Source organism: Acinetobacter sp. YH16032 (assembly GCF_013417345.1).
Lineage (GTDB): Bacteria > Pseudomonadota > Gammaproteobacteria > Pseudomonadales > Moraxellaceae > Acinetobacter.
In genome coordinates, this window is sequence record NZ_VPEE01000020.1 from 1 (window position 1) to 22,748 (window position 22,748).

Below are 22,748 nucleotides of genomic sequence, written 5' to 3' on the forward strand. Positions count from 1 at the left end.
CGAGGTGGAATGACCTGTAAAATTCTTGCCTTAGTGGATAGTCTAGGTAACCTCATTAAGTTTCGATTAATGCCTGGTCAATATCACGATTTAGTAGAAACCAAACCTTTAATCGAAGATGTTGATTTTCAAGCATTACTAGCGGATAAAGCATTTGATGCAGATTGGCTCATCCAAGAACTCAATGAACGTAAAGTGAAAGTGGTGATCCCACCTAAATCTAATCGAAAAGTAATGAGAGCATTTGATACGATTATGTATAAATGGCGTCATCTCATTGAAAACTATTTCTGTAAGTTAAAAGAATTTAAACGTATAGCGATGCGTAGTTGTAAAACAGATACGAGTTTTGAAGCCATGATTCAATTGTGCGCGAGTTTAATTAACTCTCGGTAATTCTCAACAGACCCTAGTATTTTGACTCCAATGTTGGAGTTGGGCTTTCGCAGTATAATAATCACTCATATTTCGAATTGCATCTTTAGGATTTCGAAGCTCATCTTCGGGAGACTGTTCGAGCTCTTGATAGACCTCAATCTGATTTTCCCAGTATTGATAAAATAAGCCTTGAATATATCTACCTTGTTCCGTCTTAAGATCTAAGTCTTTCAACATATTGAGGGAGGACTGAATGAGATCTCGTTTACGCTGAAACTCCATATCCGCATTTAAATTGCCATCTGCTTTTAATTGCTGAAGTTCTGCGTCTAGCTCATCACTTAATTGCTCAAAACTTTGATCATATTGATTCAGCAAAGCAACGTCATGTGCGTCATTTGGAGTGGATTCAAACGATTTGATCGGCTGTGCTTCAATTTGTGTTTTCAATTCAACAGATGGATCAACGGATTCTTTTTGTTCGGTCTGAGGGTTTTGTTCTGTTTTTTGGCATCCAATGAGCATGAAAGGCATACTCAAGCAGAGTGCAAATATCGAAAGTCGAATAGGGTGAAGATTTGCCGTCATGAGAGTCAATCCTCTGTTGGTTTTTTTAATGAATGATCGAGATTAAGTTTAGTTTATCGCGCACGATAGTGATAGGCATAAGTGATATAAGGAAAGGAAACTTCATCATGGAGCATGAGTCCCGTATGTTCAAATACGATCGATTCAAATGCTGTCTTCATTTTTGCTTGGTCTGCCGCTGACATTGCCGCAATAAAACTGGTAGATAAGAGTCGTTTGCTGATGACCTGTTCAACACTGCCGACTTGATGCTGAGTGAAGGTGCTTAAACTTTGGAATTCAAATAATTCTTGCTGCTGAAATACATTTTGCCATTGGTTGCTATGAAAGCGTGGCGTATCGGACTCAAAAGGTGCGATGTAATCTGCCAATGCTTTGACCCAATCCACTGAGATATCTCGTTGGTTCCAGACTAGACCTAAATGTCCTTGAGGTTTAAGAAGGCGATGCATTTCTTGCAATGTTTGGCGTTCAGCAAACCAATGAAATGACTGTGCGCATAAAATAGCATCAACACTATGCGTTGATTGCGCAATTTGATGGCTTGATGCTTGTAGTGTCTTCACCTCAGGATGTACTATTTTCAATTGTTCGAGCATTGCTGGAATCGGTTCAACGGCGATTATGTTCGAGGTGACTTGTTTTAGATAGTGCAGGAATTTTCCTGTCCCCGAACCTAAGTCAATCGCAACTGCATCAGGATGAATATTCAACTCATCTTTCAACCACGTGACGATAGCCTGTGGATAATTTGGTCGGACTTGTTGATAAAGTTCAGCCGCAGAACTAAACCCATTTTCAGCAGCAGGATGAAGTGAATGTGTCATATTTTGCGCTTTTTAATCTGAACAGTATCTATAAAATATGACACCGACAATGTGATGTAAGCAAGTGAACGATTGATTCATTTTGCAAACCAAATGATGAGAACCCTTTTTCGGAATTGCAATGGATAAGCAAATAGTATTTGAAGACGAACACATCAGAGCAATTTATTTAAAAGGAACAACAGAAACATTGGTTCTCTCTTTTGGTGACTTGATCAGTCGTGCCAAAGGCAATGCCATTAATGCTGAAAAATCCTTAGCCAAATATGACTACAATGTCATAGGTATCATGCCAAAACAAAAGTCATGGTTCCCATCACAGAGCATGCACGCTTTAATCGAGCAAATATTGCCTTTGTTGAATCAATTTCAGCGTGTCGTGGCTTATGGTGGTTCTATGGGCGGCTACGCAGCGATTAAGTACAGTAAGTTATTGGGCGCAGCACGTGTGGTTTCAATGGTGCCGCAATATTCAATTAATCCTGCTGAAATTAAAGACCGCCGTTATACTGATTTTTACGATCCTAAGGTCAATGCTGACATGCAAATTGCCGCGACAGATATTGCGTGCGATGCAGAATATATCGTGGTTTATGATCCTTACTTTGATCTGGATCGCGAGCACTATGAAAAGATTAAGCCACTTATTCCTCAACTCAATACACTTCATTTACCTTATACGGGTCATGATGCGGTTGCTGTATTAGCAAATTCTGCGTTATTGCATGATTTTATTGAACATGAATTTGATGCAACTTACTTTTATCGCCAGATTCGAGCAGTTAAAAAGAACAGTAAATTTTACTATCGAAGCGTGATCGCACATCTGCTTGGCACCCACAATGAAGCATTAGGTAATATTTTAAAAACCATCGATCTACAACTAGACAGTAGCTTTTTTGATGCCAGTCTTAAACAGACGATTACCCGTATTTTACTGACCAACAAACGAGTAGATGAACAAGATCTACAAAAGCTCGGTATTTCGATTCATTTGCCGTTTGAAAATAAAACACAACTTCATGACAGCTTTGGCAAAGTGTTGGTCTTTAACGTGATCACCCAAAAACTAGAAAGCTATGAACAACATGTGATTGATATTAATGGTAAATATATTATTCCATTACATGTGGAAAGTACTGGATTGGCCCAGATTGAAATTAAAAAACAGCACTATCTCATTTGTATGAATGATCGCCGTGTCACCAAATTGATCAAAATGGATGATGCGCTCAGTGCGGATATGAGCCCTTTGATTGTGAAAAAGGGCGAAGGTTTCTTTAGCATCAGTTATAAGCATCTCTATATGCACTGCGATGAGTTAGGAAACTGTATTTTTGAATCAGACACTGTTGGTGAAGCAGAAAAATTTTCAGTGGAGTAAGGCTGAATTTTTCATAGTTATTGATCAAAGCGCTTCGGCGCTTTTTTATCTTTAAGTAAAAAAATATAGAGTGTGTGATAGGTCTCAATCTGTCGTAAAAAGCGATATTGTTTAAAATTTACCCGTGTTTATTTTGTAACGAAAGCGATGGAATGACTCTGTTTCATTGTTAAGATCAGGCAATATATAACGAATTTGAATGATTCAAATGATGATGTATTTATGAATATCGGAATATTCATGCATCTTTGACGTGTCTACTTGAGCACAAAAAACCCATATAAATGGAATTTAGGTGGGACAGATGAATAAAAAGAAAATTGTAAAAACTGAAACAGGAATGAATCCTCCAAAACAATCGCGTACACATCGCCGTGTTATGCAGGTGATTCAAACTGCTGAAAAACTTTTAGTTAAAATGGGCTTAGAGTCAATTTCAATTCCTGAAATTGCCAATGCTTCAAACATTCCAAGAGCGAGTATTTATCAGTTCTTTCCGACAAAATATGATCTGTTGCATCATATGGCACAGTTGCATTTGCAGAAACTGGTAAGCTTGCTCAAGGAAGCTGGTTTAAACGTCATACGCGAACATCCGCACGAAAGTATGGCGGCTTATGGTCGAATGGTGGCTGCAGCTGTGATTGAAACCACTGCCAAGTTTTATAATGAATCTGCTGTGGCCCGATTATTAATATTGTCAGGTCCACTGAACCGACAAGTGTATTTACGTCATCAAATGGAACTCAAACAGTTCAGTCAAGATTTAAGAGATGCACTTAAAGCAATTCGGGTAGATGATTATTTACCGCAACAACCTGACAGTATGTTGATCATTATTGAAATGATCTTTACTTGTATGAAACATGGTTATTACACAGAAGATCGGATTTCTGAACGTATCTGTGAAGAGGCGTATCGTTTGGCGACTGCATATTTAAATGCACTAAAAGAAGATCAATTTTCCCTAAAAGCACAGCGTGCAGCAACGACGTAATCTGAGACAAAAAACCAGTCAAATCAACTATTGTTGACCTACAATTAAGCTTACAATCAGTTGAATTATCATGAAAATCTTGCAGTCGAAATGCAGATCAATATTGCTGAGGTTCAACGTGAAAGCTGTTTTTTTGGATCAATTCTCTCTCGATCAGAATGATTTAGATTTTTCGGGGTGGTATCAAGTCTTTGATGAGGTAACATTCTTTGAGCGCACTGATCCAGATCAAGTGCTTGAACGCATTGCGGATGTAGATGTGGTGGTGACCAATAAAGTGGTGATTACGGCAGACATGATGCAACAACGGCCGCAGCTTAAATTAATTTTAATTTCAGCCACAGGCACCAATAATGTCGATTTAATCCAAGCAAAAGCTCAAAACATTGTGGTATGTAACTGTCAGGCATATGGTACTGCCGCTGTAGCTCAACATACCATGATGTTGATGCTGAACTTGGCAACGTCTTTTATTCAATATGATCGTGCAGTTCGTGCGGGTGAATGGAATAAAGCATCACAATTCTGTTTATTAGATTTCCCCATTGCTGAATTGAACGGTAAGACCTTAGGGATTTTGGGCTATGGTGAACTTGGTCAAGCAGTAGCGAAGCTGGCTGAAGCCTTTGGTATGAAGGTGATTGTGGCTCATTTACCGGGACGACCTGCAGCCGCTGATCGTGTCAGTTTAGAAAGCTTGCTGCGTCAATCAGACTTTATTAGCTTACATTGTCCCTTAACTGAAACAACACGCGACTTAATTGATGCAGAAGCATTCAGTCTAATGAAAGAAAGTGCATATTTAATTAATTGTGCCCGTGGTGGCATTGTGAATGAACAAGCATTGGCGGAAGCACTAATAAATCGGAGAATCGCAGGGGCAGCGACTGATGTATTGAGTATAGAACCGCCTCAGCAAGGCAATGTGTTATTGAATTCGGATATCCCTAATCTCATTATTACACCACACAGTGCATGGGGAAGTGTTGAAGCACGTCAACGTATTGTGCAACAAGTACAGGAAAACGCAGCTGCATTTAAAGCGGGTCAACCGATCCGTCAAGTTAACTGAAGTTAAGTAATAAAAAAGGTGCTGTGAGAAGCACCTTTTTTCTTGAAGAGATATAAATAAAATCAACCTAATAAATAAACTCCACTTAGGTTTGAATAAAACGACATGGTTTAACGTGGGACACCTGCATCACTGTCATCTACAGCTGGAATAGAGGTGGTAGCTCCACTATTAGGTAAAGCAACACTTTGACGCTGAATAGTCGGTTCTGCTTCAGGTGCTTGAGTTTGACTTGCTAGCGTGGTGTTGGCTGATTGCGCAGTTTCAAGGTAGACTGAATTTTCTTGAACGGGTAAAGCGACCGATGCAATGGTTTGAGCAGGTGAGGCTATGGCAGCAGGTGCTGTCGTTGGGTTAGGTTGACTCAAACTGCCTCTTTCGATGGGAACACCACCTGCACCGACGAGGTTCTGTTTAACATGCTGCACAGATTTAACAGTTGTATCTACGCCTTGACGAGCACCGTCACGTAATGCAATCGCTTTTTCATTGGTGAATTCTTTGGTGTTTTGCCAAGCTGAATCGACGGATGGTTTGATTTTAGCAATACCACGCTTGGTCGCATCATCAACGGTGTTGGCTGTATTTTGCAAAGTCTCTTGTGCTTTGACTGCAAGTACTTTGGCTAAATTTGGATTGTCACCGTAAGCAGGATTGTTGCCCGTTAAAGTAGAGTCTTGAGCAAATGTAGTTGCTGAGTATAGCGTAATACAACTTACCAGCATCGTTTTCATTATGTTCATGAAGGATCCTCTTCTCGGTTCTGTATGGGTGGCGCTGTGACTCAATCGCCTCATCTGTACAAAACTTTTGAATTTTTTATCAGTTTCCAAGCAAACTACATGAGCGATGGGGCTGTTTCAATGTTGAAATGTATCTGTAACGTTGTGCTTCGGCAGTTTTAATGATTAAAGCTACAATTTTTATTCATCTTGCATCGCTTAAAGGCTTTTAGGATACAACACTACATTGTGTGCATTGGATCGTGGACAACAAAATTAAAAGTAAAGTTTATCCTCCGATTCTAAGACAGGTGTTGATCAAACCAATATATTCAACATAAAAAAAGTCTGAGCATGGATTCATGCTCAGACGCTGTTTATAAGAAATCTAAAAATTAATGCTTCAGATATTGAGTCGGGACTTTTGGTAAAACCACGCTTGATGGGTATTGTGAATTCGAATAGATCGAAATCGATCCCAAAAGCGATGAAGTTAAACTTGGTAATGGGGCAACGCCTTTCCATACATCACTGGAAACCACCGAAATTTGAATACGATGTCCTTTAGGAATAAGCGCAGCAGTTGCTGGAATCTCAACATTGACCAAGACTGGCTTGTTTTTGTCTAAAGGTTGAATATCCGATGCTTTAAATGTATGCCAAGGTTGAATCATTTGTCCTTTGATATAACGAGAACGTGATTCGTCAACTTTACGCATGGATGCTGTGATAATACCCGTGCTTAATGTTTTAGCATTGCCCGTTCTTGGGTCCACATCGGATACACGTACGACTAAACCACTGTCTTTAGAGCTGGATGAAATCCACAAGTCAGCTTGCATCGGCCCATTTAAATAATAGTCTTCAGTTAAAGGTACTGAGTTAAAGACCGAAGCAGGAATATTCGCTAAGTTGCTATTTTCCAGACATGGGAAAGGTAGGATAGACGTTGCACCAATGAGAACTTGTTCAACAGTACTTGAGCATAAACCGAAAGTTGGGGCTTGTAATAAGTAGTTTTCACCAGAGCTTGACGTTGGTCGATCTTTTGCAAGATTTCCACGTGTATTTAAGAATAAACGATCTGGTTCTAATGCTACATGCGGCCAATCCGTACTGACGACATAATCTTCATAACCATGTACCCATTGTGTGACGTTAGGTAGAGTTTCAGCGCCAGTGTTGATACCTTTTAAATATTGATCAAACCATTGAAGTTGCATTTTGTCTAAACGCGGTACATTACCTTTAGGCAAACTTGGGAAAAGTTGTGCGGCTTGAATGTGTGCCCAAGGGCCAATAAAGGTTTTTACTGTGGTATGACCTTTTAATGCTTCATGCCAAAGCGGTTCACTGCGTTGGAACAAATCACGTGTTCCCCCGACAATAAAAGTCGGAACTTTAATATTATTGGCTTGTTCTAACAGCGATCTTTCTTGCCAAAAGTCATTATCAAAAGCATCAGCTTTGCCTTTTAGAGCATTGGCAAAAAGCGGTATTTGGAATTCTGTACTGTTAATAATTTTATCGAGTGCGGTCAGTTTTCCAGTAATCGGGTCTTGCACCAAGGTATCAATCGGTAAAGTACCCAACAGTGTAATTAAACTCATCCAAAGTGGAATGAAGTTAGTGTTTAGCTGCCCGCCATTGAAAAGAATATCGCGGTACGCATCACCCATAGGTACGATTGGGAACGCTGCCTTGATTGCTGGATGTTGTGTCGCTGCACCCAGCATCGCCGTGATTCCTAAATAAGAAACGCCATATAAGCCGACATTTCCATCAGAGAAGCTTTGTTTACTTGACCAGTCAATAATTTCATAAGCATCTTGTTGTTCGACTTTACCAAAAGCTTCCCACTTGCCTGTAGAGTTACCTGTTCCGCGAACATCTGCAACGACTGTTGCATAGCCACGTTTCACCATTTCAGGGTCTGCACCACCTGCTATTGCTGAAACCTTACCTGCAACCCCTGCGCTATAGGCCGTTTGAATAACAATCACAGGGAATTTTGCATTGATAGGACGACCTGACTCATCCGCAGGGAGCGTGACATAAGTGGCGATTCGCGTTCCATCACGCATGGTAATCCACTGTGCTGGCAAGGTCACCGACTTAGGATATTCAGCAGGTCGATCATACAATTGCCATTGAGCATTGGCATTGGAAAGTAATGGGACTTGAGGTTGACTCGGAGATTGTCTAGTTCCGAGTCGGGTGTTTTTTAATGCAACGGGAGTACCTGGGAGTGTGACATCTGGGGAGGTCACTGGGTCGGGTTGAGGACTTAAATAGCTTAAGTCTGGTGTCACATTTGGAGTTGGATTAATTGTTTTATTTGCTATGCCTATGGTGGTCGCAAGTATCGTGACACCGATGCCAACAGCAGCATAGAAAGAATTTAGCAACTTCATTACATAATTCCTTTTTGTTTTTCATTTTTTTAGTAGTGCTTGAGTGAAGAATGAAATATGCATAAAGCAAAATCGTTCCATTCATTTTATTTTTATGTCTCCTAATCTGATCAAAAAAGATAATTCAGATTAGGCTTTGATGTTGTATCACTGTTTAGTTTAACTAACAAGTTGGGGTCTTGCTGTTTGTCGGATTGGCAATGATGTTTTGATTAAGTACTTTATTTTTAATATAAAAAAAAATTGATTGGGTCAGTTTAAAAAAATACAACTGTATATAAATTAATCATAATTTAGAGGATATTTCTTTTATCTGATTTCTAAAGAAAATTATAAATTATGAGCATTTATGCCAATTAGGTACTGTGATTAAGAAATCATGAAGTAGCTTCATTACAATTAAAAAAGCACAGTCGGTTTTAGCCAATTGTGCTGTTGTAGTTTACGAATGATCAGATGAATGGTGTTTTAGAGCCTTAGAAATGTTCACATTGTTGAAGGTTTTGCGCTTTAAAGTGGTTTTTCAGCGCGTTGAAATTGGCTTGTTTCACCGAATCTTGAATATCAAATACGGTTTGTTTGTTCTCCACATCGGCATCTAAATTTGAATGGGCTGAAATCAGTTGCTCCCCTTGGAAGAACCAGTATTCAGTGGCTTTACCTGTTTCAAAGTTGCCTGTAAATTCGATGAGGCAGTTATTGCTTTGCTTAATAAGGCGTGCTGAGTTGCGCTTGGTTTTAGGCTCTACAGCAATGTTTTTATGTTGTTCTAAAACGATAGGGGCGTTTGGATTTGATGGAGCAGTTGAGCAAGCGCTAAGTAGTATTATGAAAACAGGGCACGAAATAATTTTGTTCATAGATCTGATTTATATCTAAAAGTATTAATAGCGATTTTAATATTGTTGAAGCTATGTTACAAAATAATAAATGTAAATAAATCATGGGTTTTAGAGAAAAATGTATTTAAAAAATCTCCATATTAGAAACATAGGGCCACTAGAGAAATTGGATATTGAGTTTGATGTTCAAGAAAATTTAAACCCAAAACCGGTAATATTGGTAGGAAAAAATGGTTCTGGAAAAACTTATACTCTCTCCTATATCGCAGATGCATTTTTTGAAATAGCTAAACAAGAATTTAGCGATATTGTTGCTAATACAGAAAGTACGAGTACCCCCTATTTTAGAGTAATTTCAGGTTTAGACATCAATACTAAAGCAAATAGTCAAAGTGCAGCGGCATATCTCAGATTTATTAATAGTAAAGACAATAAGGAAATACATTACTGTGAGAAAGTAGGAACAATTGAAGAAGTACAAAATCTTTTAAATTTATATGGCAATAAAATTAATGGGATTAAAGGCGGGATTGCGAGTGATAAAAAGCTTCTAGCTTCAAAGGAAGATTGCAATAATTTATTTTCAAATACCATTGCTTTTTTTCCAAGCTTTCGCAAGATTATTCCACATTGGTTGAATTTAAGGGCACAAACTCAAGAAATTTTTAATATTGAAGGTAAATATGGGGGACGATTGCATAAAGAAATAATGTGTATAGATACTTTTCAGAAAAATATTCAATGGATGCTTGATGTCATTTTAGACTCGGCAATTTTACCTGCTGAATTAGATCATATTATTGATGTAAATGAAAAAAATTTACTAATACAAAATAAGCATGCTATAAATAATTCATATAGAAATATGAATCGAATCTTTCAAATAATTTTAGATAATGATGAGTTGTATTTAAAGACAGGTTTTAGAAATGAGTCTCAGTCTAGATTGTCGTTACATAATAAAAATGGACTACTAATTCCCACACTAGAGCAATTATCTACAGGTCAATTAATTTTACTTAATTTATTTATTACTATTGTTCGGCATGCGGATAGGAAAGATTTGAATAATAGTATCAGAATAGAACAGGTTGAGGGGATAGTAGTGGTCGATGAAGTTGACGCTCATTTGCACACTAAACATCAGAGTGAAATTTTACCTAAGTTAATAAAATTATTTCCTAAAGTTCAATTTATTATGACTTCACACTCTCCTCTTTTTGTTCTAGGAATGGAGAAAGAGTTTGGAGCTGAAAATATTCAGTTAGTAGATCTACCATCAGGAATGAATATTACATCTGAAAGATTTGGTGAGTTTGATGAGTCATTTAAGTTTTATAAAGAAACAGCAAAATTTGAGGAAACTTTACATCAAAAAATTCAAGAAACACAAAAACCTTTAATTTTGGTTGAAGGGAAAACAGATATTAAATTTCTTAAGAAAGCATTTGAATTAAAAGGTAAATCTGAGTGGTTAGAAAATATAGAGGTTGATGAAATTGGTGTTACACAAAATGATGGGCAAGTTAAATTTGGTGGGGACAGTAGCTTAGATAAAGGGTTTGATTTTTTAAGGCATAATGAGAAAGCTATTACTAGAAAAGTTTTGTTTTTGTATGATTGCGATACAAAAACACAAAATCAAAAAGTTGGGAATATTATGAAAGCTAAAGTTCCTTTCAATGAATTTAATAAAAAAATTAAAAAAGGTTCTGAAAATTTATTGAAAGCAGAATTATTTACAGAAAATTTTTATACAACGAAAGAGAAAGAAAGTGATTATGGTGCTATATCTACCATTGTGGATTTTGAAAAGAATTTATTCTGTGATTATGTTTATGAAAATATAGATGATCCGACTAATTTTGATAAATATGAAGAATTAGTATTCCCAATTATTGAAGAGTTTTTAGCATCATAAATAAAAAAACCCGCTAAAAAGCGGGTTTTTATTCTATTTCAAATATTTAGCTTAGTGCTGTAACACTGAAATATCAGCGACTTCCGTGAACAAGTCACGAAGCTGAGCAAGCAAACGCAGACGATTTGCTTTCAAGTCTGCATCTTCCGCCATGACCATAACATTATCAAAGAAGGCATCAATTGGCGCACGTAATGCTGCAAGCTTAGATAACGCAGTCGTATAATCTTTGGCATCCAAAAGCGGTTGAACCACAGGAAGAAGATTTTGAATCTCTGCATAGAGTGCTTTTTCCGCATCTTCAACTAATTTAGATTCTATAATCTCACCTGTCGGTGCAGCTTCCTTCGCAAGAATATTTGCCACACGTTTATTCGCAGCAGCCAAAGCCGCAGCTTCAGGTAAATCACGGAAATGATTGACCGCATTAACACGCTTATCAAAATCAAGTGGTGATTTTGGTGACAAGGCTTGAACCGCTTGAATCACATCAACCGCAACGCCTTGGTCTTCATATTTGGCACGATAACGACCTTCCAAGAACGCAATAGCATCTTTTAAAGTCTTGTCATGATCTTTGATCACATCGCCATAAGCGTTTAGCGCCAGCGTGATCAATTGTTCAATCGATACATCAAGCTCGTTTTCAGTCACTAGACGTAAGATACCAATTGCAGAACGACGTAGTGCAAACGGGTCTTTAGAGCCTGTCGGCGCTTGACCAATACCAAAAATACCTGTGAGCGTATCTAAACGGTCAGCAAGGGCAATCGTTGTACCTGTTTTGGTTTTCGGTAAAACGTCACCTGCAAATTTAGGTAAATACTGCTCACCTAAAGACTCAGCCACTTCATCATTTTCGCCTTCAAGACGTGCGTAGTAAGTGCCTGCAATCCCTTGAAGTTCAGGGAATTCACCCACGAGTTCAGAGGTTAAGTCACATTTTGCAAGAAGTGCAGCTTTTTCAGCGTCTTCCGCTTTTGCACCAGTGATAGGCGCGAGTGCTACAGCGAGTTTTGCAATACGTTCAGACTTGTTCCAAAGCGTACCCAATTCTGCTTGGAAGACCATGTTCGCAAGTTTCTCTTTACGAGAAGCAAGCGGTTGTTTTTGGTCTTGTAAGAAGAAGAATTCAGCATCAGACAAACGTGGACGAACAACCTTCTCGTTACCTTCAATAATTTGTGTCGGGTCTTTCGACTCAATATTTGAGACAGTAATGAAGTATGGTTGAAGCTTATTGTCAGCATTCACTAAGCAGAAGTACTTTTGGTTGTCCTGCATGGTCGTGATCAATGCTTCTTGAGGAACAGCAAGGAAGCGTTCTTCGAAGCTTGCACGAAGCGCAACAGGCCATTCAACCAATGCTGTTACTTCGTCACGTAAATCTGCAGGCACAATCGCAATCGCATTCACTTCATCCGCCAACGCTTTTACTTGTTGGTCGATGATCGCTTGACGCTCTTCAAAAGAGGCAACAACGTAAGCCGCTTTTAACTTCGTTAAATATTCATCAGCATGCGTTAAAGTAATTGCTTCAGGTGCATGGAAACGGTGACCGAATGTCACGTTACCAGCTTTGTGATCTTGAATCGTTGCATCAACAACGTCGTTGTCTTTTAACAGAACAACCCATTTAACAGGACGTACAAATTCGGTACGGCTTGCCGCAGAACGCATACGTTTTGCAATTGGTAGGTTGTCTAAAGCTGCTTGTAAAATTTGCGGTAAAAGTGCATCAAGACTTTGACCTTTTACATCTTTTAAGTAGCAAACTTTTTCAACTTTACCCGCTTGGAAAGTAGAGATTTGATCTACGGTGATGCCTTGACCACGCATAAAGCCTTCAAGCGCTTTAGTTGGGTTGCCATCTGCATCAAACGCTGCTTGTTTTGCAGGGCCGTCAAAACGTTTTTGAGTATCCGCTTGAGCACCATCAACGTTTACAATTTTAAGTGCAAGACGACGTGGTGCTGCATAAGCTTCTATAGAATCAAAAGCCAAGCCTGCATCTTTTAAGCCTTTTACAGTTTCAGCTTGTAGTGCATCACGCAATTTTTTAAGGCTTTTTGGTGGAAGTTCTTCACAACCTAATTCGAACAAAACGGTATGTTTAGACATTATTTGCTCTCCTCAGATTTTGCTTCTGCTTCAACTTGTGCCTTTAACTGTGCCAATACTTCATCACGTAGTGCTGGTTCTGCCATTGGGAAACCAAGTTCCGCACGTGCAGCCACATAAGCATTTGCAATTGAACGCGCCAATGTACGTACACGTAAAATATAACGCTGACGTTCAGTCACAGAAATCGCACCACGTGCATCGAGTAAGTTAAAGCTATGCGACGCTTTAACCACTTGCTCATACGCAGGAAGTGGAAGTTTTGCTTCGATTAAACGTGTTGCTTCAGTTTCATAGAAATCGAAGAGTTCAAACAGTTTATCAACAGGTGCGTATTCAAAATTATAAGTGGATTGTTCAACTTCATTTTGATGGAATACATCGCCATAAGTGACTGTACCGAACTGACCTTTGGTCCAAACCAAATCATATACAGAATCAACACCTTGCAAGTACATTGCAAGACGCTCTAAACCGTAGGTGATTTCGCCAGTTACAGGGTAGCACTCAACACCACCAACTTGTTGGAAGTAAGTAAACTGCGTCACTTCCATACCGTTAAGCCATACTTCCCAACCTAAGCCCCACGCGCCAAGCGTTGGAGATTCCCAGTTGTCTTCTACAAAACGAATGTCGTGTACTAAGGGATCAATTCCGATCGCTTTAAGCGAGTCAAGATACAACTGTTGGATGTTGTCTGGGTTTGGCTTAAGTACCACTTGGAATTGGTAGTAATGTTGCAAACGGTTTGGGTTTTCACCATAACGACCGTCTTTCGGACGACGTGAAGGTTGAACGTATGCAGCGTTCCAAGTTTCAGGCCCTAATGCGCGTAGGAAAGTTGCAGTGTGGAATGTACCTGCACCCATTTCCATGTCGTAAGGCTGTAACACGACGCAGCCTTGCTCCGCCCAGTAGTTTTGTAAGGCAAGAATTAAGCCTTGGAAGGTATCAATATGCGATATGGCGCGACTCATGGTCATCCACTTAAAATTAGAGAAAAATTGTGCTTGATTATAAGGATTTTACAGGGGAGTGGCAAAGGGTTAATACGCTGAAAATATTTTGGAAAAAATTAAAATGGTCTTGATTCATGCCAGATTTTGCGCGGCTTTGCTGCAATTTTATGCTAGATCAGCAATGGGGTGAGATCTAAAAATCAGGAATAAATCAGATGTATAGCATCCTGTTCACTGAAGCGCGATAAAGTTAAACTGATCTCATACGATTGCGGTCTTAGAATTAGTTAAATCTTCACACAATATAATAATGCCTAATAATAAGGAACTTCATGACCACTTACCAAATTCAGTGTCATTTGAAATACAAGATTGTGCAACCTACCGAATTTATTTTTATGGTTCAGGTCGCCCATCATCCCGATCAGAATATTCTCGAAGAACAGCTCACCATGAATATGCCGGTCAAATGGCATGAATTTCGGGATGCTCAGCATCAAAACCGTCATATCCGGTTGCAACTCGAGCCTTATGAGGCATTTGAACTGAATTATAGCGCGACAGTTACCCGTCAGCCGTGCATTCCTGTTGATCTGAGACAAAACCTGAATGAAGTCAAAATTCCAGACCTGCCGGATGAAGTACTACCTTATTTGCTGGCCAGCCGCTATTGCAATTCAGATTTATTACTAGAAATGGCGAAACGCTCATTTGGCTGGATGACACCCGGCTATACGCGTGTAAAAGCCATCGAACAGTGGATTTATAACAATATTTTTTATGTCTCTGGCTGCTCTGACCAGTTTACGACTGCGACGGATGTACTGATCCACCGGGCGGGGGTATGCCGTGACTTTGCCCATTTAGGCATTGCGCTGTGCCGTGCTTTAGGAATTCCGGCACGCATGGTAGTCGGTTATGTGGAAATTGAAAATTTTTTACCTGATTTTCATGCCATTTTTGAAGCCTATCTGGAAGGAGGATGGGTGCAGTTTGATCCGACCCGTTTAGCTCCAGTCGACGAGCTGATTCGCATTGGCACCGGGGTAGATGCCGGAGATGTGGCATTCTCAACCTATTATGGTCAGGTCGAGCTGCTTAAAATCGAGCCTCTGATTAAACCTGAATGCGATAGCGGCGCTGAGGCTAAAATTACCTGACATGAATGATCTTATTGAAAATCCTATGAGGAGTTGAACCGTAAAAGAGAACTAGATGGATGACTGTTGCCTGGAGAGAGACTTGGCTTTTTAAACAGCATCCATTTAAGTGTAATTAAAAGATATAAAATGAATACATCTTTAAAGCGACTAGTTTTATAATGCGCAAAATCTGTAAACATTAAAATCAGGCGCGCCGTGTTCCATTCCAATCTTGACTGGCTCAATACCTTAAAACCGAATTTTAAAGTTCTTCCACTCAAAGACCGTTTACTCTGCGGTATTGGGGCACTACTGGGTCTCACGGTATCGTCATTACTGAGTTTATGGATTCTGGGTGATTTTGAAGCCTGGTATATTGCGCCGATGGGGGCCTCATCTGTGCTGCTGTTTGCAGTTCCGGCCAGTCCCTTGGCACAGCCCTGGAATATTCTGGTAGGTAATACTATTGCTGCGGTAGTGGGTGTGACCTGTGCCTTGTTTATTGCCAGTCCGACTGAAGCTTTTAGTCTGGCGGTGGCCTTGGCCATTATCCTGATGATGACCACAGATTCCCTACATCCACCCAGTGGTGCTGTCGCCATTACGGCGGTACTCGGCGGCAATGCGGTCCATGAACTCGGCTATGCTTTCGTTTTCTATCCGGTGCTGCTGAATTCGATCTTATTGATGGTAATTGCGATCGTCTTTAATCGAATGATTGGCAAGCGTTATCCGCAGCAGGCGCAATTGAATACCCGTTCCAAAGATCCGACCCCGACCCAGAAAGTCACTATTCAGCCGCAAGATATTCAGGAAGTACTAGATCAGCAAACCGAGCTGCTGGACATTAGTGAATATGACCTGCAAAAGATTATTCTGGAAGCGCAGGACCGAGCCAATGCCCGTGCGGTCAACCAGTTTACTTGTCAGGACATTATGACCAAAGACGTGGTGACCTTGCATGCCAATGATGATATTCAGCATGCACTGGACAAGTTTAAGCAGATGAACCTGATGAGCCTGCCGGTGGTTAATGCGGAAGGCAAGCTGGTGGGAACGCTGGCCATGTATCAGGTGGTAGAATGGTTTAAACGTGCTGCAGATGTGCGCAGCAGCTGGGAACATCAGGTCAAACATATTATGACCCGCAAGGTAGTCACAGTGCAGCCATTGCAGCCGATTCAGGATCTGGTGCCCTATTTTGTGGAACGTTCTTTTAACTATATCCCGGTAGTGAGCGAGCAGCGTCTGGTCGGAATTATTAGCCGTGCAGATATTATCGCTGCCCTGAATCAGGAACTAAACCATTTTAAAATGAGAGCTTAAAACTGTTTTAGATTGTCCTAAAAAGCACCCAAGGGTGCTTTTTATTTGGAATCTGGATTTATTTAAACTTAGATAAAGAACCAGTAAATAAACAGGGAAACCAAGAAAATACACATGATATTCAGGACAAAGCCGACTTTCATCATTTCACTTTGTTGAATATGGCCAGTACCAAACACAATCGCATTCGGTGGTGTCGCAACAGGAAGCATAAATGCACAAGAAGCACCAATGCCGATCACAATAACTAAAATTTCCTTAGGCATGCCCATTTGATCTGCAATCGCTGCAAATACTGGTACTAACAGTGCAGCTGATGCAGTGTTACTGGTGAATTCAGTCAAGAAGATAATGAACGTAGCGACGACGAAAATAATGAGGAGTGGGGAGGCATCACCAAAGGCATTGGCAAGCGTTTGACCAAGCACCAATGAACTGCCTGAATCTTTTAAAATTGCACTGAGGGTTAAACCACCTCCAAATAGAAATAAGACGCCCCAATCTGTATTTTCAGCGACTTGTTTCCATGTTGCAGTACCGATAATCACGACCAAGCATGCTGCTAACACAGCAATCCAGGTATCAGGTTGAGTGATACCAAAAGTATCGGTGAGCTTTTTACTGAAGATCCAAGCGATAGCTGTGCAGACAAACAATATCATTGTTGCAATTCGGGTGCCTGTCCAAGGGATATCCTCAGTCACAAATTGCACTTTATGATTGAGCTTAGGTCTAAGTACCAGATAAAGACTCAAGAGCATGGCAGGTAAAATAAGAAGCATCATCGGTAAACCGATTTTCATCCAATCTGCAAAATCATAGTCTAAAGCTTTTGCTGCAATTGCATTTGGTGGAGAGCCAACCATGGTCCCTAAGCCACCAATACTTGCAGAATAGGCAATACCTAACAGGATAAAAACAAATGTTTTTCGATCTCGACTGACATCTAAATGTGAAAGTAAACCAAGGGCAAGTGGAAGCATCATTGCTGCAGTCGCCGTATTTGAAATCCACATAGATAAAAGTGCTGTTACAGCAAAAATCGCTATTACAGAGATGCCGAGATGACCACCAGACATAGAGATGATCCACATCGCAATTTTTTTATCGAGCTTTTGAATATGCAGCGCGGTCGCTAATGCGAAGCCACCAAAAAATAAAAAAATCACAGGATCTGCAAATGTAGCTAATGCCGCTTGTGTTGTGATTGGTATAAGCTCATCGCCTTTAGCCATAGGCATCGCGAGAAGAACTGCGAGTACGGGTACCAATAGGGCGGTAATCGTGATGTGGATGGCCTCAGTCAGCCATAAAATGCCGATAAAGCAGAGTAATGCCAAACCTTTATTGGCGTTTTCATCATAGGGTAAGACTTGATAGAGTCCATAAGAAATAAAAGCGGCGATCAGTATCAACCCCCAACCTTTGATCAGCCCTTTTGGCATCATGTTGGTCGGGGTCGCGAGTTGTTCCGTCATATTCGCTCCTTTTGAATATCGCTATAGGTTTTATAGTTGCATGTATTAAACTTCTTAATTCTGAAGAATGAATATCCTTATCACTTTTCAAAATATACTATTCAAACAATGAAATCGATTGTTCTAATAAATTATAGCTTTGCCACAGGGCTTGAATACCGAGCAAAAGTAATAGGATCAATACTGTATTTTTAAAAAACTGTTGAGAGATGTGTTGCCTGATCAGTCCGCCGATCCATACCCCAAATATTGCAAAAACACAGATCAACATGACTAAAAGTTGTTGATGCTCATCAATATTGACCAAAATTGGGTAAAGTAGAAGGAGTTGTATCAATTTGCTGGCGATAAAGCTTAAATTACTCACGATCACAATATCGGTTTTACTCAGCTGACAGCTGAGTAAATACATCATTAGAAATGGTGCCATTGCATTGGTAGCACCACCGATAATGCCTGCTAACAGACCGAATATCAGCATATTGAGCACTGACGGGCTGACGGTGAATGAATGTTGTCGTAATTGATCAATCACATACAGCACCATCACCATGCCAAGTAAAAGCTTTAAATAACCTTCATTGAGCCACAATAAAAGTTTTACCCCAAGCAGACTGCCAACTAAGCTACTTAGAATAAGGGGGAAAAATCTTATGCTGTAGTGTTGAATGCTCTGCCATATTGAATACTGAGGGTGAGCAGTTAGCAGAATTAAATTTAAAATGAGGCAGGGAAGAATGACCAAAGTGACAGCGAGGCTGAGCGGGAGTTGAGTAGAGAGTACGGCGGTACTCATCATGGGAAAGCCGAAACCGCTCAGGCCATGTAATAATGCGGCCAGTGCGCATAGCCACAATACCATCCATTCCGACTGTGCCATTGATTGTCCATATTTGTTGTTTTGTTCAAGTTAGCGCTATTTTGAGAAAGATGCAAAATGAGAATAAAAAAAACACGATAATTGGGGGAAATTATCGTGTTGAAAAACTCACCCGAGGTTGTGTGGGTGATTGAGGGTAAACTCAAGTTAAAGCGGTGATCTGTCCTGATGTACAGTGCGCATTGGACGATCATAAGTATCTGAATGTTCGTGCTGAACTTTATTTTTTGGCATCACTAACCAAAGCACTAAGTACACTAAAATTCCTGGAAATGCAGCGCTCATCACTGACACTAGAACAAAAATAATTCGTAATAAATTCGCATTCCAACCAAAACGTTCAGCAATACCGCCCATCACACCAGCAATCATGTTAGAGCGGTTTGAGCGATATAAACCAACATTGGCCATTGAGTTCTCCTTTAGAACCTAAAATAGTCATGAAATAGACTTCGCAATTTCTCTTTAACGTTTGTCTATACATTTTATATGGAGAATAATTTTTAGTTTTAAAGGAGATTATTCACAAAATATCGTAATTTTATGTAATGAAAAAGATAAAACCTTGATGTGGTATAGGTTCTGGATAATTAGACAGAACATGCTAATACTTGTATATCCCTATTTTATAAGGATAATATTTTTATACATCGCAATTTATGAAATGGCTCAAGATATAAAATGATGAATTTAAATTTTAAAGTTCATTCAATCTCAATGTTCAGCATTATCGCCATCATGAATATTGCACTTGCAGCATGTAGCCAGAATGAATCACCACACATTGAACACATCAACCAAATTCAGGAGTCGCATACGCCTGAGTCTTCTAACTCATTAACGAATGTCGCAGGTAAGGCACGGCCTCCAATTCAAGAGAAAGCGGATACAACACCGCAGTCTGTTGCTAAAGAATGGCAAAAATTTGTAGGTCGTTACCAAACCACGATGCAATGTGATGATGGCTTTGCTCGTTGTGATAAGGGAGAAGCTGAGTTTATTATCAATTTATTGGCTGATGGCACAGCTCATCGTATTTTTATGCATCGTGGTAAGGTTGAATTTACAACGCAACGTCAATATCGCCAAGATCGTTGGTTGTATGATCCACATCACCATCAAATCATTATTTTGAGAGAGAGTGGGGTTCAGTTTTTTTACGATTTGGATGAGCAGGGTAATATGGTCATGGATCTTGATAAAATTGCCAATGCAACGCAAGTGAACCAAACTTTCTTTAAAGACAATCCGCTTCCGTCACGTGCATATACTTTGCAACGTCAAAAGCTTTAAAGACATAAGAATTGATACTCTATAAGGGTAGCTTGTATTATATTGCAGGCAATAAAAAAGCCTTTCAATATGAAAGGCTTTTTTAAGAATCTGGTGGGTCGTCCGCGACTCGAACGCGGGACCAACGGATTAAAAGTCCGCTGCTCTACCAACTGAGCTAACGACCCATAGGGGTTTCAAAATAAGTGGTGGGTCGTCCGCGACTCGAACGCGGGACCAACGGATTAAAAGTCCGCTGCTCTACCAACTGAGCTAACGACCCATCTCGTTTTGATGTTGCGTATTTTAGCAAGTTATTTGAGTAGCGCAAGTAAAAAATATAAAACTTTGTTACGTTTGGCTAGAAATGACACAATTTCGTGTTTTCTAGCCAAAAAACAATCGATTTTAGCTTAAAAACGATATTTATACTGTTCAATATTTTTCAGAATCTCTTCATTTAAATCGCAATATGCATCTTCATTTGGTAATAAAACCAAAATACGATCTGAAGTTTTGTCTGGAAAATAAGCTTCTTCCTTTAACTTACTCTTTTGATATTTAAATGTTCCTGTGGTTTCGAGTGTTTTCTGTACACGTAAGAACACTGGAACTGCATAGCTAGGCAAAGACTTCTTAAAGAACTGAGCCATATCGGATAAATCTTGCTCATTTAGTTCAGCACCTTCTGCTAAAGTGATGGCTGCCATACCTGCACGACCGTTAGTATTTGGAATCTCAACGCCGTATACCACTGCTTCTGTGATCTTTTCATAATCACTACAAATATTTTCAACCTCAGTTGTAGAGACATTCTCACCTTTCCAGCGGAAGGTATCACCGAGACGGTCAACAAATTGAGCATGGCGGCACCCGATATCTCGCACAAGGTCACCCGTGATGAAATAAGAATCTCCTTTGGTAAAAACATCATGCATGATCGAGGATTTATTCTTTTCTGGATCGGTATAACCATCAAAGGGCGAGCGATTGGTAATTTTACCAATCAATAAGCCTGTTTCACCTTTTTTGACTTTAATACAATGACCTTTTGCATCGCGAATAGGAGCTTCTTTTTCCTTGTCATATTGGATAATGGCATAAGGAATAGGAGAGAAACCTACGGTGTTGTCGAAGTTTAAAATATTGGAAAAGCCGACATTGCCTTCACTTGAAGCATAAAGTTCGAGTACTTCTTCAATGCCAAAGCGATTTTTAAATTTATCCCAAATATTTGGACGCATGCCGTTACCAATCATCTTGGTGACGCGATGATTGCGATCTTGGTGTGATTCAGGTGCATCTAGAAGATAGCGACATAGCTCACCAACATAACCAATTGCTGATGCATTAAATTTTTGAACATCTTTCCAAAAAGAAGAGGTTGAGAACTTACGACGAATCGCTAGCGTCGAACTACCAGCAATTACACCACACCAGCAAACCACCATGCCTGTGGCATGATAAAGCGGTAAAGTGACATACATAACGTCATCTTTATTTAGATTGAGGACATGACCATATGTGCCATACGCTAACATCCAACGACTATTGGTAAAGACTACGGCTTTTGGTAAACCTGTTGTACCAGACGTATAAATATAGAATAAGCCGTCAGCACCAGTCACCTTATGTGTTTCAGCTAGATTATCTTTAGATTCAGATAAAATTTCTTGTGCAAGATTATGATAGCCATCAGGTGCTTGACCAGCATTTTGACGTGTATTTTGATCAGCCAGCCAATAGAGCTTATCTTTTGCGACAGTCAGTTGTTCGCGTACTTCATCGACAGCTTCACGGCATTCTTCACCGACAATTACACCGATTGGTTTAACCAAATTAATACTATGGGTAAGTACCTTACCTGTTTGAGACGTATTGACGAGCGCTGAAACAACCCCAATTTTTGCAAGACCAATGACGGTGGCAATAAGTTCACTACGGTTTTCAACAATGACCGCAATCACATCACCTTTTTTTGCACCCTTAGCGATGTAGTAGTGTGCAATTTGGTTTGCCCAATCATTTAGTTGTTGGTAGGTATATTTCTGATCTTCACATAACAGCGCAATACCTTGAGGATTTTTTTGCGCTGCACGCTCAAAAGCGAGGGCAAGACCTGCTGGCGTTTTAGGAGTACGTAAATAAGCCTGTTTGAGCCCGACAAGAATATTTGGCAACTTCGTGACCAAATGTGGGAGTCGTGCTGCTACGTCTTTGATTCCAATGAGATCGTTTTGATAAGTCTGGCTCATACTGGTCCTATTTTTTGTGATATTCCGTTTAGTCTTTAATTTTTCGCAAGTTTTTTTACTTGGTTTTGTCACTGAATATCTTATCCATTTTGAAAAATTGATCAATTCTGAACAGGATTTTTCAGTCAAAACTTTAAAGACCATAACAAAAAAACCTAGCCACCGTAATG

19 protein-coding genes and 2 tRNA genes are annotated in these 22,748 nt (G+C 39.8%); 8 read left to right on the top strand and 13 right to left on the bottom strand.

The window, feature by feature from the left end:
- Nucleotides 1–396: IS5 family transposase (locus FTV32_RS10755; RefSeq protein ID WP_180028620.1), on the top strand; the 396-nt coding region annotated here is incomplete at its 5' end.
- A 3-nt stretch (nucleotides 397–399) separates the two neighbouring features.
- Here the strand turns inward: FTV32_RS10755 and FTV32_RS10760 are convergent.
- A complete protein-coding gene (locus FTV32_RS10760; RefSeq protein ID WP_180028621.1) occupies nucleotides 400–966 on the bottom strand; it encodes a hypothetical protein in 567 nt (188 codons plus the stop codon).
- 53 nt (nucleotides 967–1,019) lie between these two features.
- Nucleotides 1,020–1,793, bottom strand: coding sequence for a class I SAM-dependent methyltransferase (locus FTV32_RS10765; RefSeq protein ID WP_035264246.1), 774 nt, complete (start codon nucleotides 1,791–1,793; stop codon nucleotides 1,020–1,022).
- A 121-nt stretch (nucleotides 1,794–1,914) separates the two neighbouring features.
- Between FTV32_RS10765 and FTV32_RS10770 the strand changes: the two genes are divergently transcribed.
- The 3 genes from FTV32_RS10770 (at nucleotide 1,915) to FTV32_RS10780 (ending at nucleotide 5,246) form a co-directional block, all read left to right on the top strand.
- The gene (locus FTV32_RS10770) at nucleotides 1,915–3,177 is read left to right on the top strand and encodes a hypothetical protein (RefSeq protein ID WP_180028622.1); all 1,263 of its coding nucleotides are present in this window, start codon (nucleotides 1,915–1,917) and stop codon (nucleotides 3,175–3,177) included.
- Between the two features lie 304 nt (nucleotides 3,178–3,481).
- Nucleotides 3,482–4,174, top strand: coding sequence for a TetR/AcrR family transcriptional regulator (locus FTV32_RS10775; RefSeq protein ID WP_180028623.1), 693 nt, complete (start codon nucleotides 3,482–3,484; stop codon nucleotides 4,172–4,174).
- Between the two features lie 118 nt (nucleotides 4,175–4,292).
- Nucleotides 4,293–5,246: a 2-hydroxyacid dehydrogenase gene (locus FTV32_RS10780; protein WP_180028624.1), complete on the top strand. Its 954-nt coding sequence runs from the start codon at nucleotides 4,293–4,295 to the stop codon at nucleotides 5,244–5,246.
- A 110-nt stretch (nucleotides 5,247–5,356) separates the two neighbouring features.
- On the opposite strand, the gene FTV32_RS10785 is transcribed toward FTV32_RS10780, so the two are convergent.
- The 3 genes from FTV32_RS10785 to FTV32_RS10795 all read right to left on the bottom strand — a co-directional run bounded on the left by FTV32_RS10785 (nucleotide 5,357) and on the right by FTV32_RS10795 (nucleotide 9,242).
- Nucleotides 5,357–5,989, bottom strand: a complete 633-nt coding sequence (locus tag FTV32_RS10785) for a hypothetical protein (RefSeq protein WP_180028625.1) — start codon at nucleotides 5,987–5,989, stop codon at nucleotides 5,357–5,359.
- 374 nt (nucleotides 5,990–6,363) lie between these two features.
- Entirely contained in the window at nucleotides 6,364–8,382 is a 2,019-nt protein-coding gene (locus tag FTV32_RS10790) for a CocE/NonD family hydrolase (RefSeq protein ID WP_180028626.1), read from the bottom strand.
- A 476-nt stretch (nucleotides 8,383–8,858) separates the two neighbouring features.
- The gene (locus FTV32_RS10795) at nucleotides 8,859–9,242 is read right to left on the bottom strand and encodes a hypothetical protein (RefSeq protein ID WP_092766694.1); all 384 of its coding nucleotides are present in this window, start codon (nucleotides 9,240–9,242) and stop codon (nucleotides 8,859–8,861) included.
- Between the two features lie 100 nt (nucleotides 9,243–9,342).
- Here FTV32_RS10795 and FTV32_RS10800 point away from each other — a divergent pair, with 100 nt between their 5' ends.
- On the top strand, nucleotides 9,343–11,145 hold the full coding sequence (locus FTV32_RS10800) for an AAA family ATPase (protein WP_092766695.1): 1,803 nt from the start codon (nucleotides 9,343–9,345) through the stop codon (nucleotides 11,143–11,145).
- Between the two features lie 51 nt (nucleotides 11,146–11,196).
- On the opposite strand, the gene glyS is transcribed toward FTV32_RS10800, so the two are convergent.
- Together glyS and glyQ are read right to left on the bottom strand one after the other, a co-directional pair.
- Nucleotides 11,197–13,266 carry a glycine--tRNA ligase subunit beta gene (gene glyS, locus FTV32_RS10805; RefSeq protein ID WP_180028627.1) on the bottom strand — a complete coding sequence of 690 codons (2,070 nt, stop codon included), beginning with the start codon at nucleotides 13,264–13,266 and terminating at the stop codon, nucleotides 11,197–11,199.
- A complete protein-coding gene (gene glyQ / locus FTV32_RS10810; RefSeq protein WP_035264216.1) occupies nucleotides 13,266–14,243 on the bottom strand; it encodes a glycine--tRNA ligase subunit alpha in 978 nt (325 codons plus the stop codon). Before glyQ ends, glyS begins: the two co-directional genes overlap by 1 nt.
- Nucleotides 14,244–14,557: 314 nt before the next feature.
- Between glyQ and FTV32_RS10815 the strand changes: the two genes are divergently transcribed.
- Together FTV32_RS10815 and FTV32_RS10820 are read left to right on the top strand one after the other, a co-directional pair.
- Entirely contained in the window at nucleotides 14,558–15,385 is an 828-nt protein-coding gene (locus FTV32_RS10815; RefSeq protein WP_180028628.1) for a transglutaminase family protein, read from the top strand.
- A gap of 198 nt (nucleotides 15,386–15,583) precedes the next feature.
- Entirely contained in the window at nucleotides 15,584–16,693 is a 1,110-nt protein-coding gene (locus tag FTV32_RS10820) for an HPP family protein (protein ID WP_035264211.1), read from the top strand.
- Nucleotides 16,694–16,761: 68 nt separating this feature from the next.
- On the opposite strand, the gene FTV32_RS10825 is transcribed toward FTV32_RS10820, so the two are convergent.
- The 3 genes from FTV32_RS10825 to FTV32_RS10835 form a co-directional block, all read right to left on the bottom strand.
- Entirely contained in the window at nucleotides 16,762–18,171 is a 1,410-nt protein-coding gene (locus FTV32_RS10825; RefSeq protein ID WP_180028629.1) for a DASS family sodium-coupled anion symporter, read from the bottom strand.
- Nucleotides 18,172–18,268: 97 nt separating this feature from the next.
- Complete coding sequence (locus tag FTV32_RS10830) at nucleotides 18,269–19,051, bottom strand: sulfite exporter TauE/SafE family protein (RefSeq protein ID WP_092766698.1); 783 nt, start codon at nucleotides 19,049–19,051, stop codon at nucleotides 18,269–18,271.
- Nucleotides 19,052–19,198: 147 nt separating this feature from the next.
- Complete coding sequence (locus FTV32_RS10835; protein ID WP_035264203.1) at nucleotides 19,199–19,462, bottom strand: PspC domain-containing protein; 264 nt, start codon at nucleotides 19,460–19,462, stop codon at nucleotides 19,199–19,201.
- A 270-nt stretch (nucleotides 19,463–19,732) separates the two neighbouring features.
- On the opposite strand from FTV32_RS10835, the gene FTV32_RS10840 reads away from it, so the two are divergent.
- Nucleotides 19,733–20,344 (top strand): hypothetical protein, encoded by a 612-nt coding sequence (locus tag FTV32_RS10840; protein WP_092766699.1) that lies wholly within the window; start codon nucleotides 19,733–19,735, stop codon nucleotides 20,342–20,344.
- A 91-nt stretch (nucleotides 20,345–20,435) separates the two neighbouring features.
- Here the strand turns inward: FTV32_RS10840 and FTV32_RS10845 are convergent.
- From FTV32_RS10845 to FTV32_RS10855, 3 genes are all read right to left on the bottom strand, one after another.
- A tRNA-Lys gene (locus FTV32_RS10845) sits at nucleotides 20,436–20,511 on the bottom strand.
- Nucleotides 20,512–20,530: 19 nt separating this feature from the next.
- A tRNA-Lys gene (locus tag FTV32_RS10850) sits at nucleotides 20,531–20,606 on the bottom strand.
- A gap of 130 nt (nucleotides 20,607–20,736) precedes the next feature.
- Nucleotides 20,737–22,578, bottom strand: a complete 1,842-nt coding sequence (locus tag FTV32_RS10855; protein WP_092766700.1) for a long-chain-acyl-CoA synthetase — start codon at nucleotides 22,576–22,578, stop codon at nucleotides 20,737–20,739.
- Between the last annotated feature and the right edge of the window lie 170 nt (nucleotides 22,579–22,748).

Bases quoted from the DNA above. Each gene is read 5' to 3' on its own strand.
- FTV32_RS10855 (WP_092766700.1), bottom strand. From the start codon at position 22,578: ATGAGCCAGACTTATCAAAACGATCTCATTGGAATCAAAGACGTAGCA.
- FTV32_RS10830 (WP_092766698.1), bottom strand. From the start codon at position 19,051: ATGGCACAGTCGGAATGGATGGTATTGTGGCTATGCGCACTGGCCGCA.
- FTV32_RS10770 (WP_180028622.1), top strand. From the start codon at position 1,915: ATGGATAAGCAAATAGTATTTGAAGACGAACACATCAGAGCAATTTAT.
- FTV32_RS10800 (WP_092766695.1), top strand. From the start codon at position 9,343: ATGTATTTAAAAAATCTCCATATTAGAAACATAGGGCCACTAGAGAAA.
- FTV32_RS10815 (WP_180028628.1), top strand. From the start codon at position 14,558: ATGACCACTTACCAAATTCAGTGTCATTTGAAATACAAGATTGTGCAA.
- glyQ (WP_035264216.1), bottom strand. From the start codon at position 14,243: ATGAGTCGCGCCATATCGCATATTGATACCTTCCAAGGCTTAATTCTT.
- FTV32_RS10765 (WP_035264246.1), bottom strand. From the start codon at position 1,793: ATGACACATTCACTTCATCCTGCTGCTGAAAATGGGTTTAGTTCTGCG.
- FTV32_RS10795 (WP_092766694.1), bottom strand. From the start codon at position 9,242: ATGAACAAAATTATTTCGTGCCCTGTTTTCATAATACTACTTAGCGCT.
- FTV32_RS10840 (WP_092766699.1), top strand. From the start codon at position 19,733: ATGATGAATTTAAATTTTAAAGTTCATTCAATCTCAATGTTCAGCATT.
- FTV32_RS10775 (WP_180028623.1), top strand. From the start codon at position 3,482: ATGAATAAAAAGAAAATTGTAAAAACTGAAACAGGAATGAATCCTCCA.
- FTV32_RS10760 (WP_180028621.1), bottom strand. From the start codon at position 966: ATGACGGCAAATCTTCACCCTATTCGACTTTCGATATTTGCACTCTGC.
- glyS (WP_180028627.1), bottom strand. From the start codon at position 13,266: ATGTCTAAACATACCGTTTTGTTCGAATTAGGTTGTGAAGAACTTCCA.
- FTV32_RS10790 (WP_180028626.1), bottom strand. From the start codon at position 8,382: ATGAAGTTGCTAAATTCTTTCTATGCTGCTGTTGGCATCGGTGTCACG.
- FTV32_RS10785 (WP_180028625.1), bottom strand. From the start codon at position 5,989: ATGAACATAATGAAAACGATGCTGGTAAGTTGTATTACGCTATACTCA.
- FTV32_RS10825 (WP_180028629.1), bottom strand. From the start codon at position 18,171: ATGACGGAACAACTCGCGACCCCGACCAACATGATGCCAAAAGGGCTG.
- FTV32_RS10835 (WP_035264203.1), bottom strand. From the start codon at position 19,462: ATGGCCAATGTTGGTTTATATCGCTCAAACCGCTCTAACATGATTGCT.